General features: G+C 70.3%; 13 protein-coding genes. 6 read left to right on the top strand and 7 right to left on the bottom strand.

Translation table 11 applies throughout. From position 1 onward, the window contains the following. Nucleotides 1–132 precede the first annotated feature (132 nt). Both ACK1X7_RS26280 and ACK1X7_RS26275 read left to right on the top strand, forming a co-directional pair. Nucleotides 133–582 carry an effector-associated constant component EACC1 gene (locus ACK1X7_RS26280; protein ID WP_390794035.1) on the top strand — a complete coding sequence of 150 codons (450 nt, stop codon included), beginning with the start codon at nucleotides 133–135 and terminating at the stop codon, nucleotides 580–582. After that, nucleotides 579–5,168, top strand: coding sequence for a caspase, EACC1-associated type (locus tag ACK1X7_RS26275; protein WP_413115710.1), 4,590 nt, complete (start codon nucleotides 579–581; stop codon nucleotides 5,166–5,168). Before ACK1X7_RS26280 ends, ACK1X7_RS26275 begins: the two co-directional genes overlap by 4 nt. Before the next feature lie 35 nt (nucleotides 5,169–5,203). Here the strand turns inward: ACK1X7_RS26275 and dnaB are convergent, their stop codons facing one another. Continuing rightward, nucleotides 5,204–6,685 (bottom strand): replicative DNA helicase, encoded by a 1,482-nt coding sequence (dnaB, locus tag ACK1X7_RS26270; RefSeq protein ID WP_361504329.1) that lies wholly within the window; start codon nucleotides 6,683–6,685, stop codon nucleotides 5,204–5,206. A gap of 460 nt (nucleotides 6,686–7,145) precedes the next feature. Here dnaB and ACK1X7_RS26265 point away from each other — a divergent pair, with 460 nt between their 5' ends. Continuing rightward, nucleotides 7,146–8,486 carry an MATE family efflux transporter gene (locus ACK1X7_RS26265; RefSeq protein ID WP_385140215.1) on the top strand — a complete coding sequence of 447 codons (1,341 nt, stop codon included), beginning with the start codon at nucleotides 7,146–7,148 and terminating at the stop codon, nucleotides 8,484–8,486. Nucleotides 8,487–8,618: 132 nt separating this feature from the next. Here the strand turns inward: ACK1X7_RS26265 and rplI are convergent, their stop codons facing one another. The 4 genes from rplI to rpsF all read right to left on the bottom strand — a co-directional run bounded on the left by rplI (nucleotide 8,619) and on the right by rpsF (nucleotide 10,388). Further along, the gene (gene rplI, locus ACK1X7_RS26260; protein ID WP_137966572.1) at nucleotides 8,619–9,065 is read right to left on the bottom strand and encodes a 50S ribosomal protein L9; all 447 of its coding nucleotides are present in this window, start codon (nucleotides 9,063–9,065) and stop codon (nucleotides 8,619–8,621) included. Between the two features lie 18 nt (nucleotides 9,066–9,083). Continuing rightward, the gene (rpsR, locus tag ACK1X7_RS26255; protein ID WP_003978893.1) at nucleotides 9,084–9,320 is read right to left on the bottom strand and encodes a 30S ribosomal protein S18; all 237 of its coding nucleotides are present in this window, start codon (nucleotides 9,318–9,320) and stop codon (nucleotides 9,084–9,086) included. A gap of 98 nt (nucleotides 9,321–9,418) precedes the next feature. Further along, complete coding sequence (locus ACK1X7_RS26250; RefSeq protein ID WP_059143727.1) at nucleotides 9,419–10,015, bottom strand: single-stranded DNA-binding protein; 597 nt, start codon at nucleotides 10,013–10,015, stop codon at nucleotides 9,419–9,421. An 82-nt stretch (nucleotides 10,016–10,097) separates the two neighbouring features. Next, nucleotides 10,098–10,388, bottom strand: coding sequence for a 30S ribosomal protein S6 (gene rpsF, locus ACK1X7_RS26245; protein ID WP_014061950.1), 291 nt, complete (start codon nucleotides 10,386–10,388; stop codon nucleotides 10,098–10,100). A gap of 227 nt (nucleotides 10,389–10,615) precedes the next feature. Between rpsF and ACK1X7_RS26240 the strand changes: the two genes are divergently transcribed. The 3 genes from ACK1X7_RS26240 (at nucleotide 10,616) to ACK1X7_RS26230 (ending at nucleotide 13,267) form a co-directional block, all read left to right on the top strand. Further along, the gene (locus ACK1X7_RS26240) at nucleotides 10,616–10,933 is read left to right on the top strand and encodes a hypothetical protein (protein WP_216347244.1); all 318 of its coding nucleotides are present in this window, start codon (nucleotides 10,616–10,618) and stop codon (nucleotides 10,931–10,933) included. Nucleotides 10,934–11,050: 117 nt separating this feature from the next. Next, complete coding sequence (locus ACK1X7_RS26235) at nucleotides 11,051–12,169, top strand: lipid II:glycine glycyltransferase FemX (protein WP_216347243.1); 1,119 nt, start codon at nucleotides 11,051–11,053, stop codon at nucleotides 12,167–12,169. A gap of 66 nt (nucleotides 12,170–12,235) precedes the next feature. Next, a complete protein-coding gene (locus ACK1X7_RS26230; protein ID WP_385140219.1) occupies nucleotides 12,236–13,267 on the top strand; it encodes an alanine racemase in 1,032 nt (343 codons plus the stop codon). 52 nt (nucleotides 13,268–13,319) lie between these two features. On the opposite strand, the gene ACK1X7_RS26225 is transcribed toward ACK1X7_RS26230, so the two are convergent. Together ACK1X7_RS26225 and ACK1X7_RS26220 are read right to left on the bottom strand one after the other, a co-directional pair. After that, nucleotides 13,320–14,807, bottom strand: coding sequence for a glycosyltransferase family 87 protein (locus ACK1X7_RS26225; protein WP_385140222.1), 1,488 nt, complete (start codon nucleotides 14,805–14,807; stop codon nucleotides 13,320–13,322). A 217-nt stretch (nucleotides 14,808–15,024) separates the two neighbouring features. Continuing rightward, complete coding sequence (locus ACK1X7_RS26220) at nucleotides 15,025–17,709, bottom strand: transglycosylase domain-containing protein (protein WP_385138164.1); 2,685 nt, start codon at nucleotides 17,707–17,709, stop codon at nucleotides 15,025–15,027. Nucleotides 17,710–17,720 lie beyond the last annotated feature (11 nt).

Below are 17,720 nucleotides of genomic sequence, written 5' to 3'. Positions count from 1 at the left end.
CGCACCGGTTCGGAAAGGCCGCCCGGTAATCCACGGATCACTCAACCGGTCGCGCTCTCAAGCGCTTTCACTACAATTGACCGTGATCCGGGAGCGCGTACAGCCACGGTTCCCCGGCTCGCTGGGAGGGGCATGAAGGTCGTCATCACCGTGCGCGGCGATCGCCCTGGCGATGCCGGCGCGGACGATCTGCGCGGGTGGCTGGAGAAACAGCCGGCCTTGCGCGGCAGGTTACGGAGAGCCGCCGATCCGGCTCCTCAGGCGGGCACGATGGGCCTCGCGGCCGATGCGGTGCTGGCGTTGCTCGCCCCGGGTGGTGTCGCGACGGTCCTGGCGGGAGCATTGATCGCCTGGGTGCAGACCAGGAAGGGCAGCCGCACCGTCACGATCACCCGTCCCGACGGTACCGAGATCAGCGTGACCTCCACCCAGGTCGGGGCCCTGGACGCGCGGCAGACGGCGGACCTGGCCCAGCGCATCGCGGCCGGTCTCGGCGTGACGGAGCGCGACGATGCCCTGCCCGAGCCGTCTCCGGGCTCACCCGGCGGCCCGGGTCCGACGGCCGGCCCGCCCGCGCCGTGAACGCCCGGGAGCGGCCGGGGCAAGGGGCACCCCCGGCCCCGGCCGCCACCGGCCTGGCATCGCCCGGTGCGCGCGCCGTACTCGTGGGCGCCGACAGCCACGCGGCCGGGTCCGACCTGCCCGGCCTGCCCAGTGTCGCGACCACCCTGGACGATCTGGCCCGCGTGCTGCACGACGTCTGCGGCATGGCCACCGATCGCATCCACCGGGTGCCCCCAGACGCCGGAGTGCCCGATGTCGTCGCGGCGGTGGAGGACGCGGTCGAACAGGCCACCGGCGTGGTGCTGTTCTGCTACGTCGGCCACGGCCTGCTGGGGCCCGCGGACGAGCTGTATCTCGCGACGCGCGACTGCCTGGCGGCGGACCGGGTGTCCCAGGCCGTTCCCTACCGCACGGTCAGGGACCTGCTCGGCAGGGCACCGGGCGGCAGCGTCGTGCTGCTCGACTGCTGCTTCTCCGGGCGCGCCATGGCCCCGGACAACGGCGCGCGCCGTGAGCCGTTCGTGTCCGCCCACCCCGACGGCAGCTTTCTGCTCGCTTCGGCCTCGTACTTCGCGGTGTCCTTCGCACCGGACGGGGAACGGCACACGCTCTTCGGCGGTCGTCTGCTGCGCCTACTCGAGCAGGGCGACCCCGGCGGCCCCCCATGGCTGACCCTGGACAGGCTGCACGGCTGCCTCGACCAAGCGTCGAGCGACGACTCCACCCGCCCGCACCGGCAGAGCGCGGGCACCCTCGGCGGGCTGGTCGTCGCCCCCAACAACGCCTACCGTCCCGGGGCTGTCCCCGAGGCGGAGCCACCGGCCGACGTGCCCTGTCCGTATCCAGGGATGGAGCCGTTCCGGCCGCGGGACAGCGGCTGGTTCTTCGGCCGCGAGGCGCAGACCGCGCGGCTGCTGACCGCGGTGCGCGACCCGATGGCCCGGACTCATCCGGTCATCCTGGTCGGGGCGTCCGGAGCGGGGAAGTCGTCGCTGCTGCGGGCCGGTCTGCTCGCCGCGACGGAGCGCGCCCACGAGAGCGGGGACGACAGTGCGTGGCCCGCGCTGCTGCTCGCCGCGCCCGGGCCCCGTCCGCTGCGTGCGCTGGCCGGGCTGTGGTCGCGGGCCTCCGGCCGGGAGGTGGAGGAGGTGGAACGGGAGCTGGCCGAGGGCCGTTTCCCGGCGCCGCCGGCGGGCCGTTCCACCTGCCGCCTCCTGGTGATCGACCAGTTCGAGGAGGTGTTCACCCGCTGTCCTGACCCCGCCGAGCGCGCCCGCTTCATCCGCGCCCTGTGGGGCGGCACCACGCACCGCCACGGCGATGCCCGCCCACGGATCGTCCTGGCCGTACGGGCCGACCACTACGGCAACTGTCTGGCGTACCCCGAGCTTCGTGACGCGCTGGACGCCGTGGGCCCGCTGAACCTCCCGCCGCTGGACCAGCGGGCGCTGCGCGCCGTGATCGAGCGCCCGGCCGCGGACGCCGGGCTTCTCCTCCAGGACGGCCTGTCCGACCGCATCCTGGAGGACCTGAACCGGTCGGCCGGCCACGCCGATCCGGACGGGACCCGCGGCCCGGCCGCGGCGCTGCCATTCCTCGCCCACGCCCTGCGCGAAACCTGGCTGCGGAGATCCGGTGCCGTCCTCACCCTGGCCGGTTATCAGGCCACCGGCGGGATCTGGCAGTCGGTGACCACCTCCTCCGAGCGGCTCCACGAGACCCTCGACGAGGCCGAGCGGCGCACACTGCGCGACCTGCTGCTGCGCATGGTCCATCTGACCCCGGGCGCGGACCCCGTGCCACGCCGCATGGTCCTGGCGGACGTGGCGGCGGGGCGCGGCGACGCGGACCGCGAACGCCTCGCACAGGTCTGCGACCGGCTCACCACGGCCCGGCTGATCACCGTGGACCACGACGGAGTACGGATCGCCCACGAGGCGTTGCTGCGAGCCTGGCCCCGGCTGCGCTCATGGATCCTCGACGCCCGCGCCGAGCTGATCGCGTATCAGCGACTGGCCGAGGCGGCCACCGCCTGGGCCGAGCACGACCGCGGCCGCGACTATCTCTTCACCGGCAGCCGCCTCGCCGCGATCCGCCCCTGGCTGCGCGAGGACTCCGGCCCGAGTGACGGACCCGGTGTGGTACTCACCGCCGCCGAGCGGGACTTCGCCCGCGCCTGCGTACGCGCGGCCAGGCACGGCCGGATCAGACGAGCCGCGGTCACCGCGGGCGTGCTGGCTCTGGCGCTGATGCTCACGGCGGTCGGCACGTTCGCCCTCACCGAACGCGAACGGTCCCGCGAACGGGCGGCGGAGCTGGCGTCGAAGCGCATCGCGGCCCAAGCCGACGCACTGCGGTCGGAAGACCCGGTGGCGGCCCTGGACATGAGCCTGGTCGCATACCGCAGGTCGCCGACGATCGAGGCCCGAACGAGCCTGCTGCGGGCGGCGACGACACCGGTGCATAGGACGCTGACCGGTCATCGCGGCCGGGTCAACGACGTCGCGTACCGCGAGGACGGTGCGATGCTGGCCAGTTCCTCCCGAGACGGCACCATCCGCCTCTGGCACACCCGCGACCCCTACCACCCCACCCCCGGCCCGGTCCTGCGCACCGGAAGCGCCACCGCCCTCGGCTGGAGCCCCGACGGCCGCCACCTCACCGCGCTCACCGCGTCGGCACTGTACGTCTGGGACATGACCGACCCGGACCACCCGCGGCAGATCGCCCGGAAGCCCGCGGACGTGGGCTCTTTGGGCCAGACCGACTGGAGTCCGGACGGCCGCACCCTGGCCGTGCCGACCGACCGGGGCCGAGTGCTGCTGTGGGATCTCAGCGATCCGACCGAGCCGACCGTCACCACCCTCCGCGTCGCCGACGAGCGACGCCGTGCGACCACCTCCGCGTTTCACCCCGACGGTCACACCCTGGCCGTCTCCACGGACGACGGCATACTGCGGCTGTGGGACCTGTCCGACCGCGCTCGGCCACAGCGCCGCGGGGCACTCGCGCTCGCGGTGGGGCTGTACGCGTCCGCGTTCCACCCCGCCGGCCATTCCCTGGCCCTCAGCGGCGACGCGGTCAGCGGTGCCGGAGGACGCCTGTCCGTCATCGATGTGACCGACCTCGATCACCCGAAGGCGCTGAAGCAGGTTTCCGCCGAGCAACCCGTGTACCCCGAGATCGCATACGCCCCGGACGGCTCGCACCTCGCGGCCGCCTCCACCGACGGTCGTGCTCGCGTCATCCGCGACAACGGCGCGTCCGCGTCCGTGCCCGGCAACCTCTACGCAGGCACGGCGCTGCCCGGCACCGCCCAGCTCCGCGCGGTCGGCTACCGGCCGGACGGGCGCGGCATCGTCACCGGTGACCTCAAGGGCGGAATCCACCTGTGGAACCCACCTCCGCGGACCGTCGACGGAGCCTTCGCGGGCGGCGGTCCCGCCCCGGGTGACGCCTTCGACGAGGACCAACGCCATCTGGGAACCGTCGACGGCGCACTGGACACGGCCACGATCTGGCGACTGGGCGACGGACCGGCACCTCCGGCGCCGGCCACCCTGCCCGAGCCGTGGACCTCACCCCGCTTCCTGCCCGGCCGCAACGTGCTGATCGCGCGGGACAGCGAGGGCCGCCGGACGAAGCTGTGGACCCTGACGGACGGACGGCCGCGCCCGGGGTTCACGTTCAACCCCACCTCCGGGAACCTCGCCATCAGCCTCGACGGGCGCCTGCTGGCGGTCCAGGAACGCGACAAGGGCCCGCTCGCGCTGTGGGACATCCGCGATGTGCAACGTCCGCGACGGCTGGGCCAGGTGCCCGTCGCCGACAGCGCATCGATGACCCCCGCCTTCGCGCGCCCCGGTGTCCTGGCCGTCATGACGGAGGAGGGAACCCAGATCTGGGACGTCCGGGACCCACGGCGCCCGCACCGCGGAGAGCGGGTGAAGGGCAAGCCATCGGCGGTCCAGGCGGCTTCGGACGGACGGCCGGTGCTGCTCGCCGCGCCGAGCCAGGACGGCAACGACCTCCTGACCCCGGAACGTACCGCCGTATGGGCCCTGTCCCACAACGGCACGGCACACAGACTCACCGACGCCATCACGGGTGGCCGCGGGCTCACCGCGATGGCCTCCGAACGTCTTCTGGCCGGCCTGTCCGACTCCGGCCGTCCGGCCCTATGGGATCTGGACGACGCGGGACGCGAGATCGCGCTCCAGGGCTCCCTCAGCGGCCTGGACGGCATCGAGGCGCACCGGGAAGCCGGTCTGCTGGCCGCCTGGCAGGACCAGACCGGCGCCCGCGACCTGGCCGTATGGCGCCTGACCGACGCGGACGGCGACACCGAACTCGTCTACCACGTACCGGGCCTCACAGAAGGGATCGGCGGCTTCCGCGTGAGCCGGTTCAGCCCGCGTGGGGACATCCTCGTCCTGTCCACGGGCACGGAGCTCCTGGAGGGCCTCGGGGCCGGGATCCTGCTTCTGGCCACGGACCCCGCACGGCTCGCCGAGACGCTCTGCTCGGTCCGCACAGGACCGGTCCCCGACAGGGTGTGGCGCAAGACCTTCCCGGACCTGGACTACGCCGCCCCCTGCGCCTGACCACCGGCAACTCACGCCGTGGCCCGCGGCCTGGATCAGGTCTGCGCCATGTCCACGAAGCGCGAGTAGTGGCCCTGGAAGGCGACCGTGATCGTGGCCGTCGGGCCGTTACGGTGCTTGGCCACGATCAGGTCCGCCTCACCCGCGCGCGGGGACTCCTTCTCATAGGCGTCCTCGCGGTGGAGCAGGATGACCATGTCCGCGTCCTGCTCGATGGATCCACTCTCTCGGAGGTCGGAGACCATCGGTTTCTTGTCGGTGCGCTGCTCGGGGCCTCGGTTGAGCTGGGAGAGCGCGATGACCGGTACTTCCAGCTCCTTGGCCAGCAGCTTCAGGTTTCGCGACATGTCCGAGACCTCCTGCTGACGGCTCTCGGGGCGCCGGGCGCCGCCGGACTGCATGAGCTGGAGATAGTCGATGACGACGAGCTGGAGATCGCTGCGCTGCTTGAGCCGGCGGCACTTGGCGCGGATCTCCATCATCGACAGGTTCGGGGAGTCGTCGATGAAGAGCGGGGCCTGGGAGACATCCGGCATCCGCCGGGCCAGCCGCGTCCAGTCCTCGTCGGTCATGCTGCCGGAGCGCATATGGTGCAGCGCGACGCGGGCCTCGGCGGAGAGCAGACGCATCGCGATCTCGTTGCGGCCCATCTCCAGCGAGAAGATCACGCTCGGCATGTTGTGCTTGATCGAGCAGGCCCGCGCGAAGTCCAGGGCCAGGGTGGACTTACCCATCGCGGGGCGGGCGGCGATGACGATCATCTGGCCCGGATGCAGACCGTTCGTCAGGGAGTCCAGGTCGGTGAAGCCGGTGGGCACTCCGGACATCTGCCCGCTGCGTGAGCCGATCGCCTCGATCTCGTCGAGCGCGCCCTCCATGATGTCGCCGAGCGGCAGATAGTCCTCGCTGGTGCGCTGCTCGGTGACGGCGTAGATCTCCGCCTGGGCGTTGTTGACGATCTCGTCGACGTCGCCGTCCGCCGCGTATCCCATCTGAGTGATGCGGGTGCCCGCCTCGACGAGGCGGCGCAGCACGGCGCGCTCGTGGACGATCTCCGCGTAGTACTCGGCGTTGGCGGCGGTGGGGACCGACTGGACGAGGGTGTGGAGATACGAGGCGCCGCCGACCCGGGCGATCTCACCGCGCTTGGTCAGCTCCGCGGCGACCGTGATCGGGTCGGCCGGCTCGCCCTTGGCGTAGAGATCCAGGATGGCCTGGTAGACGGTCTCATGGGCGGGCCGGTAGAAGTCATTGCCCTTGAGGACCTCCACCACATCGGCGATGGCGTCCTTGGAGAGCAGCATGCCGCCGAGCACGGACTGCTCGGCGTCGAGGTCCTGGGGCGGAACCCGCTCGAAGCCGGAGCCCTCCCAGGCGGAGCCGCCCCCTCCGTCGCGGTCCTGCTGGCCGTCGCGGCCCCGGCCGCCGCCCTCACCTCGGCGGAAGCGGGGGGACGGGAACCGGTCGGACGGGCCGGAGTCCGCCCAGGGGTCGTCCATGGGCTCGGGAACGCTCACCCCGTCACCTCCTCCCGTCCGCGATGCGAACCTCGCCGTGCCCGTCCTTCTTACGGCACGGCTATGACACAACTGAGCGGCCGGCTTTCCGGACACGGCGCATCGGAAGCTGGGGGTCCCAGGGCCGAATCGGGTGGCGGGCGCCGGACCACGTTAGGCCCGTCGGGACCGCCAGCCAACTTGGTTATCCACAGGGCATGTGGATGATGGGATCCATCCTGTGGGTAAGTCGCGCGAACCTGTGCACGGGTCGGGGGACAGTGCTGTGGACAAACACACAATCACCCCGAGAGCCCAATCCTGACCTGCGGTTTCTCTATCCAGGGGCTGTGCAGAAGAAAAACTTCGGCCCCCGGGGCAAGATCACGACAAAGGGCGCAGAGAAGATCGTCCCGCACGCCGCCTTGTAAGGACCGGCGATGGCTTGTGTCTCTTACCTGTGGACGATTACATTGCCCTCATGACACAGGCCCCCACGAGCGCCCGGAGCACCCTGCGCCACCACGACCGCGAGATCGTCGCACTCGCGCTTCCCGCCTTCGGCGCACTCGTGGCGGAACCCCTCTTCGTCATGGTCGACAGCGCCGTCGTCGGCCATCTGGGCACCACCCAACTGGCCGGTCTGGGCATCGCCGCGGCCCTGCTCGCCGCCGCCGTCAACATCTTCGTCTTCCTCGCCTACGCCACCACCGGGGCGGTCGCCCGCCGCGTCGGCGCCGGCGACCTCGCCGGAGCGATCCGGCAGGGCATGGACGGCATCTGGCTGGCCCTGCTGCTCGGCGCCGCCGTCATCGCCGTGGCCCTGCCCACCGCCCCCGCCATCGCCGACCTCTTCGGCGCCTCGGACACCGCCGCGCCCTACGCCATCACCTATCTGCGGATCAGCACCCTCGGCATCCCCGCGATGCTGGTGGTGCTCGCCGCCACCGGTGTCCTCCGTGGCCTCCAGGACACCCGCACCCCGCTGTATGTCGCCATCGGCGGCTTCGGGGCCAACGCCGCGCTGAACGTCACCCTGGTCTACGCGGCCGGGCTGGGCATCGCGGGCTCGGCCTGGGGCACGGTGATCGCCCAGAACGCCATGGCCGCCGTCTACCTCGCCGTGGTCATCCGGGGCGCACGGCGCCATGGCACCTCGCTGAGGCCCGATGCCGCCGGGATCAGGGCCTGTGCCCACGCCGGGGCACCGCTGCTGATCCGTACGCTCTCGCTGCGTGCCGTGATGCTGATCGCGACGGCCGTGGCGGCCCGCCTCGGCGACACCGACATCGCCGCCCATCAGATCGTGCTCACCCTGTGGAATCTGCTGGCCTTCGCCCTGGACGCCATCGCCATCGCGGGCCAGGCGATCATCGGGCGCTATCTGGGGGCGGGCGATGAGGAGGGGGCCCGGGCCGCCTGCCGCCGCATGGTGCACTGGGGCATCGCCTCGGGCGTGGTGCTGGGTCTGCTGGTGGTCACCTCCCGGCCGCTGCTCATCCCCCTGTTCACCACCGATACCGCGGTACGTGACGCCCTGCTGCCCGCCCTGCTGGTGACGGCTCTCATCCAGCCGGTCTCGGGAGTGGTCTTCGTCCTCGACGGGGTGCTGATGGGCGCGGGCGACGGGCCGTATCTGGCCTGGGCGATGATCGCCACCCTCGCCGCCTTCGCCCCGGTGGCGCTGCTGGTCCCCTCGTTCGGCGGTGGGCTGACCGCGCTGTGGTGCACGATGGCGCTGATGATGTCGGTCCGGTTGGCGACCCTGTGGCTGCGCACCCGCTCCGGCCGCTGGATCGTCACCGGCGCGGTACGAGGCTGAGCCCCGCCGAACCCCACCACGCGCGTCCCTGCTGTTCGAAGCCAGAGCCACCGGCCCCCGGCACGGCGGAGGGCCGCACCCCACAGGGTGCGGCCCTCCGGTGCACGGTGCCAAAGGCGACCGTCACGGTCGTCAGGCGGCGACGACCTCGACGCCGACCTTGGCGGCAACCTCGGCGTGCAGCCGGACCGAGACCTGGTGCGCGCCCAGGGTCTTGATCGGCGACTGCACCTCGATGCGGCGCTTGTCCACGTCCGGACCACCCGCGTCCTTGATCGCCGAAGCGATGTCGGCCGGGGTGACGGAGCCGAACAGCCGGCCGGCGTCGCCGGCACGGGTCTTCAGCCGCACCTTGACGCCCTCGAGCCGAGCCTTGACCTCGTTGGCCTGCTCGATCGTGGCGATCTCGCGGATGCGACGACCGCGGCGGATCTGCTCGACGTCCTTCTCGCCGCCCTTGGTCCAGCGGATCGCCAGACCACGCGGAACGAGGTAGTTACGGGCGTAACCGTCCTTGACGTCCACGACGTCACCGGCGGTACCGAGGCCGGAGACCTCGTGGGTGAGGATGATCTTCATGACTGGGTCACCCTTCCCTTATCGCGCGGTGGAGGTGTAGGGCAGCAGCGCCATCTCACGGCTGTTCTTCACAGCCGTGGCGACGTCGCGCTGGTGCTGGGTGCAGTTGCCGGTGACCCGGCGGGCACGGATCTTGCCGCGGTCGGAAATGAACTTCCGCAGCAGGTTCGTGTCCTTGTAGTCGACGTAGGAGATCTTCTCCTTGCAGAACACGCAAACCTTCTTCTTAGGCTTGCGAGCAGGCGGCTTCGCCATTGTCTCTCTCCAGTGTGATCAAGAAGTATGTGCTGGTCGCCCTGACCAGACCCAGCGCTGTTGTTTCACGTGGTTTCACGTGAAACAGCGCCCCGGGCCTAGAAGGGCGGCTCGTCCGAGTAGCCGCCGCCGGAGTTGCCGGAGCCGCCGCCCCAGCCACCACCGCCGCCGCCCTGGCCGCCGGCCGGAGCACCGGTCGCCCACGGGTCGTCGGCCGGAGCGCCGCCGCCCTGCTGACCGCCGCCGGAGTTGCCGGGGCCGCCGCCCCAACCGCCTCCGCCGCCCTGGCCGCCGCCACCGCCGCCGCCGTAACCACCCTGACCACCGCGACCGGTGGTCTTGGTGACCTTGGCTGTGGCGTTGCGCAGACTGGCGCCGACCTCATCGACATCCAGCTCATAGACCGTGCGCTTGATCCCCTCACGGTCCTCGTAGGACCGCTGCTTCAGACGACCCTGCACGATGACGCGCATGCCGCGCTGAAGGGACTCGGCCACGTTCTCCGCGGCCTGCCGCCACACCGAGCACGTGAGGAAGAGGCTCTCGCCGTCCTTCCACTCGTTGGTCTGCCGGTCGAAGGTACGGGGAGTGGACGCGACGCGGAACTTCGCGACCGCCGCACCGGACGGGGTGAAACGCAGCTCGGGGTCGTCGACGAGATTGCCGACGACCGTGATGACGGTCTCGCCTGCCATTGGGGGAACCTCTCGGCGGGTACTGCTGGGCTGCTTGCTACTCGTTGCGATACGGCCCCGATGACCGCTGAACGCTTACGCGTCAGTGGGTCTCGGGACGGAGGACCTTGGTCCGGAGGACCGACTCGTTCAGGTTGAGCTGACGGTCGAGCTCCTTGACGACCGCGGGCTCAGCCTGTAGGTCGATGACCGAGTAGATGCCCTCGGGCTTCTTCTTGATCTCGTACGAGAGACGACGACGGCCCCAGGTGTCGACCTTCTCGACCTTGCCTTCGCCCTCACGGACGACGGAAAGGAAGTTCTCGATCAGCGGGGAGACAGCGCGCTCCTCGAGATCGGGGTCGAGGATGACCATCACCTCGTAGTGACGCATGTGGAACCCACCTCCTTTGGACTCAGCGGCCACGGTCGTTCCGTGGCAGGAGGGTCGTGATGCGTATCCGCTTCGGCGCCTGTGCAGACACCACCGCGGACGGTACACAGTACCCGGCTACGGCCTCCCGCTTGAAATCCGGGCGTCTTAGCCCGCAATCTGTACACATCGGGTGTGAGCGGCATTACAGTTCGCCGCTTTGCGCTATGCCTACCTGGAGGTGCCCTATGGCACAGGCAGCACGACCCCATCACGGCTTGCTCTCCTTCCTGGACACCGATGGCAAGTCGCATCCCGTTGAGAACGCTTTCGCCGTGACCACGCTGGTGATCGGGGCGATCGCCTTCGTCACGGCTCATTTCGCGCAGCTCCACCTGGTCAGCTCATGGACCGGGCTGGTCGGAATGATCACTGGCGCCTGGGGCCAGTTGATCTCCGCGACCACCGGTGAGCGGTTCGTGCTGATCATCGGACTCGGTGCCGCGGGGGTCGGCTTCTACCTCGGCATGGCACATGGCGGGCTCTTCGGCGGCGTGCTGGGCTGAGCCCGCCCGGAGCCTGGTTGCCCCAGGCCCGAACGGGGCGCGTCCCGGTCGCAGTAGGCTTCGGCGCGAGAGCCGGAGCCCCGACCCTGGGGACAAACCTGCCGAGGAGCGCCCCGCATGAGCCTGACCCTGAGGACGATCAGCCGAGAGCAGCATCTGGCGTATATCCAGAGCCTGCCCGCGGCAAGCCACATGCAGGTCCCGGCATGGGCTGACGTCAAGTCGGAGTGGCGCTCGGAGAACCTCGGCTGGTTCGACGCCACGGGCCAGCTCGTCGGCGCCGGCCTCGTCCTCTACCGGCAGCTTCCCAAGATCAAGCGCTATCTCGCCTATCTCCCCGAGGGCCCGGTCATCAACTGGTACGCGCCCAACCTCGAGGACTGGCTGCGGCCGATGCTCGCGCATCTGAAGCAGCAGGGCGCGTTCTCCGTGAAGATGGGCCCGCCGGTCATCATCCGCCGCTGGGACGCCACCGCGATCAAGTCGGGCATCCAGAACCCCGACGTCAAGCGGCTGCGCGATGTCGAGGCCACCTTCATCGAGCCGCGCGCCTTCGAGGTCGCCGACCGGCTGCGGCGCATGGGCTGGCAGCAGGGCGAGGACGGCGGGGCCGGCTTCGGTGACGTCCAGCCGCGGTACGTCTTCCAGGTGCCGCTGGAGAACCGCTCCCTGGAGGATGTCCACAAGAGCTTCAACCAGCTCTGGCGCCGCAACATCAAGAAGGCCGAGAAGGCCGGTGTCGAGGTCGTCCAGGGCGGCTACGAGCATCTGCCCGAGTGGCAGCGGCTCTACGAGATCACCGCGGAGCGCGACCACTTCCGGCCGCGCCCGCTCGGCTACTTCCAGCGCATGTGGACGGCCCTCAACACCGAGGACCCCAACCGGATGCGGCTGTACTTCGCGATGCACGAGAACGAGGTCGTGGCCGCGGCCACGATGCTGATCGTCGGAGGCCATGTCTGGTACTCCTACGGCGCCTCGGCCAACCACAAGCGCGAGGTCCGGCCCTCGAACGCGATGCAGTGGCGGATGCTCCGCGACGCATACGCGCTGGGCGCGACCGTCTACGACCTGCGCGGCATCAGCGACTCCCTCGACGAGACAGATCATCTCTTCGGTCTGATCCAGTTCAAGGTGGGCACCGGTGGGCAGGCTGCCGAGTACCTCGGCGAGTGGGACTTCCCGCTCAACAAGCTCCTGCACAAGGCACTCGACATCTACATGTCGCGACGCTGACCACGATTCGCTGTTTCCCATACTTCCAATACACCGCGGCAACGAGAAAGGTTCCGGGACCGGTCAATGGCGCTCACCCTCTACGTCGACACCGCGCGCTGGCGGGCGCACCAGCAGACGGTGATCCAGCAGTTCCCAGGGATAGTCCCGGTCTGCAAAGGCAACGGCTACGGCTTCGGCCATGAGCGCCTGGCCGAGGAGGCGGCCCGCATGGGCAGCGACATCCTCGCGGTCGGGACCACCTACGAGGCCGCCCGGATGAAGGACTTCTTCAGCGGTGACCTGCTCGTGCTCACCCCCTTCCGGCGGGGTGAGGAGCCGGTGCCGCTGCCGGACCGGGTGATCCGCTCGGTCTCCTCGGTCGACGGCGTCTACGGCCTGGTGAACGCGCGTGTGGTCATCGAGGTCATGAGCAGCATGAAGCGGCACGGCATCACCGAGCAGGACCTGCCCAAGCTGCACGCCGCGATAGAGAACGTCCGGCTGGAGGGGTTCGCCATCCACCTCCCGCTCGACCGCACCGACGGCCTGGACGCGGTCGAGGAGGTCATCGCCTGGATGGACCGGCTGCGGGCGGCACGGCTGCCGCTGCACACCATGTTCGTCAGCCACCTCAAGGCCGAGGAACTGGCCCGGCTTCAGCAGCAGTTCCCGCAGACCCGCTTCCGGGCGCGCATCGGCACCCGGCTGTGGCTGGGCGACCACGATTCGACGGAGTACCGGGGCTCGGTACTCGACGTCACCCGGGTGGCGAAGGGCGACCGCTTCGGCTACCGCCAGCAGAAGTCCGCCTCCGACGGCCATCTGGTCGTCGTCGCGGGCGGCACCTCGCACGGCGTCGGTCTGGAGGCGCCCAAGGCGCTGCACGGGGTGATGCCCCGCGCCAAGGGGGTAGCCCGCGCCGGCCTGGCGACCGTCAACCGCAACCTCTCGCCGTTCGTATGGGCGGGCAAGCAGCGGTGGTTCGCCGAGCCGCCGCATATGCAGGTGTCCATCCTGTTCGTGCCCGGCGATGTCCAGGCACCCCAGGTGGGGGATGAGCTGGTGGCGCATCTGCGGCACACCACGACCCAGTTCGACCGGCTCTTCGACCGCTGAGGCCGCTGAGGCCGCTGAGGCCGCGCCGCCGGGAGAGGTCCCCGTCCGGGACTCACTCCCGGTGGACACCCCAGTCCACCAGCGCCGCGCCCTCATACCGGGAAGCGCTCCGCGCCCGTCCCAGCACGAACACGTCCGGGGCGCGGTCCAGCACGCCTCCTCCGGGGTCGTCCGCCCCGTCCTTGCGCACCGGGTCCCGCTCCGGCACCAGCGCGTCCCGGATGATCAGGGCGCACAGATAGAGCGTCCCCAGCAGATGCACGGCGATCGCCAACTGATAGCCCTCGGCGGGCAGCCCGCGGTGCTGGTCGCCGCTGCCCGTGTACGCGAGGTACATCCAGATCCCGAGGAAGTACATGACCTCGCACGCCTGCCAGACCAGGAAGTCCCGCCAGCGTGGCCGGGCCAGTGCGGCCAGCGGGATCAGCCACAGCACGTACTGCGGTGAGTAGACCTTGTTGGTGAGCACGAACGCCGCGACGATCAGGAAGGAGAGCTGGGCCAGGCGCGGACGGCGCGGGGCGCACAGGGCGAGCGCCGCCACCCCGATGCAGGCCAGGACCATCAGCAGGGTCCCGTAGGTGTTGACGTCCTCCAGGGGGTTCCCGGTGCGCTGCGAGATGATCAGCCACAGGGAGCCGAAGTCGACGGGGCGCTCCTGGCTGAAGGTGTAGAACGTCTTCCAGCCCTCGCGGATGTGCAGGCCACCGCCCTGCGTGGTGATCATCACGGGGAGGTTCACCACGAGCCAGGCGGCCACGGCTCCGCCCGTCGCCGTCCAGAAGGCCCGCAGCCGCCCCGCCCGCAGGCAGAGCACCAACACCGCGCCGAGCAGCAGCCCGGGGTAGAGCTTCGCGGCCGTCGCGAGCCCCAGCAGCACACCGGCGGCCAGCGGGCGGCTGCGGGACCACATCAGCAGGGCGGCGGCCGTAAGGGCGACGGCGAACAGGTCCCAGTTGATGGTGGCCGTGAGCGCGAAGGCGGGAGCCAGGGCGACCAGCAGCGCGTCCCAGGGGCGGCGGCGGTGCGTACGGGCCACACAGACCGCGATGACCGCGGTGCAGACCATGAGCATGCCCGCGTTGACCAGCCAGTAGATCTGCTCTCGGTCCTGGATGGAGCCTCCGTGCGGGGTCAGCCAGGAGGCGACCTCCATGAAGAGTCCGGTGAGGACCGGGTACTCCAGGTACTGCATCCCGCCCGAGACGCTGTCCGGTATGCGGTCGAAGTACGGGACGAGGTCGTTGGCGAAGCCGCGCCCGTTGTAGAGGTGCGGTATGTCGGAGTAGCAGGCGTGGGTGTATTGGGCGGTGGCGCCGTAGAACCAGCCACCGTCGTAGCACGGCATCTTCTGCACCATCCCCAGGGCGAACATGCCGATGGCGGCGATCGCCACGATCCGCACCGGGGTCCACCAGCTCGTGCCGAGCAGCGCCCGGCGCCCGGCCGGGCCGCCGATCAGCTCGCTGCCGGCCGCGGCCAGCGGGTCCTCGGCGGTCGGCCTGACGGGCTCGGCCTGTGGGTCCTCGCGCACGCTCATGGCCCCATCCTGCCGTACGAGCCTGGCGGCAGGAGTCAGGACCGCCCCAGCGGCCGCTGAGCGCGCCGCGGACGGCCCGGCGGGTCCCCCGGGCGGGAAGCGGGGTGCGAGGGGCGCAGAGGGCCGTCCAGGGCCCGGAACGGCGCCGGCCGCGCCGGAGCGGGATTCGCTCCGGCGCGGCCGGCGATGTGGTGCACGGGTCGTACGGGGTTCCGGGCTAGTCCTTCCGTCGGGCCCCGGTCGGGCCGCCGAATATGCCTCCGGGCCCGCCCGGCGGATCCGAGGTCGGCGATGTGGTCGGACCGCCCGGACCGCCGTTCTGGCCGCCGTTCTGGTTGCCGCCGTTCTGGTTGCCGCCGTTGTCGTTGCAGTTGAAGTCGAGCGGGTCGCAGGTGTCCGTCGGGCTCGGACTGTCGGACGGCGACTCCGAGGGCGACTCCGACGGGGATTCCGAAGGCTTCTCCGAGGGGGACTCGGAAGGCTTGTCCGTCGTCGGGGGCGGGCTCGGGCTCGCGTCCTCGCCGAAGACCTTCTGGCCGATCGGGGTGGCCGCGGGGAAGTCCTTGACCGGCTTGCCCTCCAGGGCGCCGCGCATGTAGTCGGCCCAGATCTCCGCCGGGAAGGACGCGCCGTGGATCGTCTTCTGACCGCCCACACCGCGCATGGACAGGAACTTCTGGCTCTTGGCCTGGTCGTTCACCCGCCACATGCCGATCGCGGTGGAAAGCTGCGGGGTGTAGCCGGAGAACCAGGCCGACTTGTTCTCGTCGGTGGTTCCGGTCTTGCCCGCCACCGGCCGGCCGATCTTCGCCGAGGTGCCGGTGCCGTGCTGGACCACGTTCTCCAGGACGTCGGTGACGTTGTTCGCCACGTTCGAGTCGAACGCCCGCTTGAGCTGGGCGTCCTGCTTGTGGTCGTAGACGGGGCCGTTCTTGTCCTCGACCCGCTCCACCGAGTACGGGTCGGCCTGCTCGCCGCTGGCCGCGAAGGTGGCGTACGCACCGGCGAGCCGGATGGCGCTGGGTGCGGAGGTGCCGAGCGAGAACGTCGGGGTGATCGAGGCCAGTTGCTCCTTGGTGAGCCCCGCGGCCAGGGCCGAGTCCCGCACCTTGTCGGTGCCGACGTCCATGCCCAACTGGATGAACGGGGTGTTCACCGAGTACTGCATCGCGGTGCGCAGGCTGACCGGGCCCTTGTCCTCGTCACCGTCGTTCCGCTGGTGCCACTCCTTGCCGTCCTTGTCGTGCCAGACGGATCCGTCGTAGTCCTTCAGCGTCACCTTGTTGTCGCCGTTGTAGACACTGCTCGGCGAGACCAGGGTGCGCTCGGAATCGGGTTGCTCCCGGGTGCCCTTCGGATCGCGGACGCCATTGGTCATCGCGGCGGCCAGCACGAAGGGCTTGAAGGTCGAGCCCACCTGGACACCGGTGTAGTCGGCGTTGTTGCGGTAGTGCTCCAGCGCGTTCTTGCCGCCGTAGATGGCCAGGATCTTGCCCGTCTTGGGCTCCACCGACGCGCCGCCGAACTGGACGTACTTGTCCGGCTCGCGCAGTTTCGGCTTGATGTTCTCCTTGGAGACCTTCTCGACCGCCCGGGTCAGCTCACTGATCTTTTTCCGGTCGAAGGTGGTATGGATCTGATAGCCACCCTTGTCCAGTTTCGACTTGCTGATTCCGGTGTTGGCGATGATGTAGTTGTCGGCGAGGTCGGTGAGGTAGCCGATCTGGCCCTGCTTGTTCGTGGCCACCTTCGGGTCCTGCGGCATCGGGAAACCCTTGCCGATCCACTCCTGGGCCTCGGTCTTGCTCAGCCTGTGCACGGCGACCTCACGCCGCAGGATCCACTCCCAGCGCTGCTTGGCCCGCTTGGTGTTGGCCTCCTTGGTGGCCGCGGCGCCGTAGCCGCCGTTCGGGTCGTAGAGGTTGGGGCCGTTCAGCGTCGACGCCAGGAAGGCGCTCTGGCTGGGCGTCAGGGCCGAGCAGTCCCGGTCGTAGTACGCGCGGGCCGCCGCCTGGCAGCCGTAGGCACCACGTCCGTAGTAGGCGGTGTTCAGGTAGCTCCCGAGGATGTAGTCCTTGTCCTTGGTCGCGCCCACCTTTATGGAGATGAACAGCTCCTTGACCTTGCGCGTGAGCGTCTGCGACTGGTCCAGGTAGGTGTTCTTCACGAACTGCTGGGTGATGGTCGACCCACTCTGGGTCGCGCCGCCTCGCGCCATGTTGACGACCGCGCGCGCGATACCCATCGGGTCGACGCCGGAGTCCTGGTAGAAGCTGGCGTTCTCCGCGGAGATCACCGCGTTCTGCATGGACTTGGGGATCTTGCTGAGGGGGACGATCTGACGGTTGAGGTCACCACCGCCGGAGACCACCATCTGCTTGCCGTCCGCCCAGTAGTAGACGTTCTTCTGGGTCTGGGACGCGGCCTGGGCGGTCGGCACCTGCACCAGCCACAGCCCTATGCCGACGGCGCCGAGCAGCACCGCGAAGAAGAAGAGGAAGGTTCCCGTCACCAGCTTCCAGGACGGAACCCAGCGCCGGAAACCCGACCTTCCGCCACGCGGATAGTCGATGAAGCGCTTCTTGCCGGGGTGCCCATCGCCCCCCGAGCCATGTCCGCGGCCGCCGCCGGCCCCCCGCCGGCCGCCACCGCGACCGCCATGGCCCGCGCCGCCCGCGGCCGGATCGGCTCCTCGTCTACGGCCGCCGCCGCGTTGTGCGGCGCGGCGGGCCGCCGCGCGGCCGCCGTAAGGACGCTCTTCCCCCTGGGGGGCGGCGTCCGACCCGGCTGCGGCGTTGTGCGTCGGTGCTGCGCGGCGGCCGGACGACTGCTGTCCGGCTCGCCGGGCCGCTGCTCGTCCGCCGCCTTGGGGCTGCGGCGGTTTGCGACGGTGCTCGCTCATGGAACGACTTC

Origin of the sequence: Streptomyces sp. CY-1, assembly GCF_047218265.1 — a bacterium.
Taxonomy (GTDB): Bacteria; Actinomycetota; Actinomycetes; order Streptomycetales; family Streptomycetaceae; genus Streptomyces; species Streptomyces niphimycinicus.
The sequence above is the reverse complement of the archived record's forward strand: the minus strand, read 5'-3'. Positions and strand labels throughout refer to the sequence as shown.

What these genes read in the sequence shown, in the direction of transcription:
- ACK1X7_RS26280 (WP_390794035.1), top strand. Translation starts at nt 133, where the DNA reads ATGAAGGTCGTCATCACCGTGCGCGGCGATCGCCCTGGCGATGCCGGC.
- ACK1X7_RS26265 (WP_385140215.1), top strand. Translation starts at nt 7,146, where the DNA reads ATGACACAGGCCCCCACGAGCGCCCGGAGCACCCTGCGCCACCACGAC.
- rplI (WP_137966572.1), bottom strand. Translation starts at nt 9,065, where the DNA reads ATGAAGATCATCCTCACCCACGAGGTCTCCGGCCTCGGTACCGCCGGT.
- rpsR (WP_003978893.1), bottom strand. Translation starts at nt 9,320, where the DNA reads ATGGCGAAGCCGCCTGCTCGCAAGCCTAAGAAGAAGGTTTGCGTGTTC.
- ACK1X7_RS26250 (WP_059143727.1), bottom strand. Translation starts at nt 10,015, where the DNA reads ATGGCAGGCGAGACCGTCATCACGGTCGTCGGCAATCTCGTCGACGAC.
- rpsF (WP_014061950.1), bottom strand. Translation starts at nt 10,388, where the DNA reads ATGCGTCACTACGAGGTGATGGTCATCCTCGACCCCGATCTCGAGGAG.
- ACK1X7_RS26240 (WP_216347244.1), top strand. Translation starts at nt 10,616, where the DNA reads ATGGCACAGGCAGCACGACCCCATCACGGCTTGCTCTCCTTCCTGGAC.
- ACK1X7_RS26235 (WP_216347243.1), top strand. Translation starts at nt 11,051, where the DNA reads ATGAGCCTGACCCTGAGGACGATCAGCCGAGAGCAGCATCTGGCGTAT.
- ACK1X7_RS26230 (WP_385140219.1), top strand. Translation starts at nt 12,236, where the DNA reads ATGGCGCTCACCCTCTACGTCGACACCGCGCGCTGGCGGGCGCACCAG.
- ACK1X7_RS26225 (WP_385140222.1), bottom strand. Translation starts at nt 14,807, where the DNA reads ATGAGCGTGCGCGAGGACCCACAGGCCGAGCCCGTCAGGCCGACCGCC.
- ACK1X7_RS26220 (WP_385138164.1), bottom strand. Translation starts at nt 17,709, where the DNA reads ATGAGCGAGCACCGTCGCAAACCGCCGCAGCCCCAAGGCGGCGGACGA.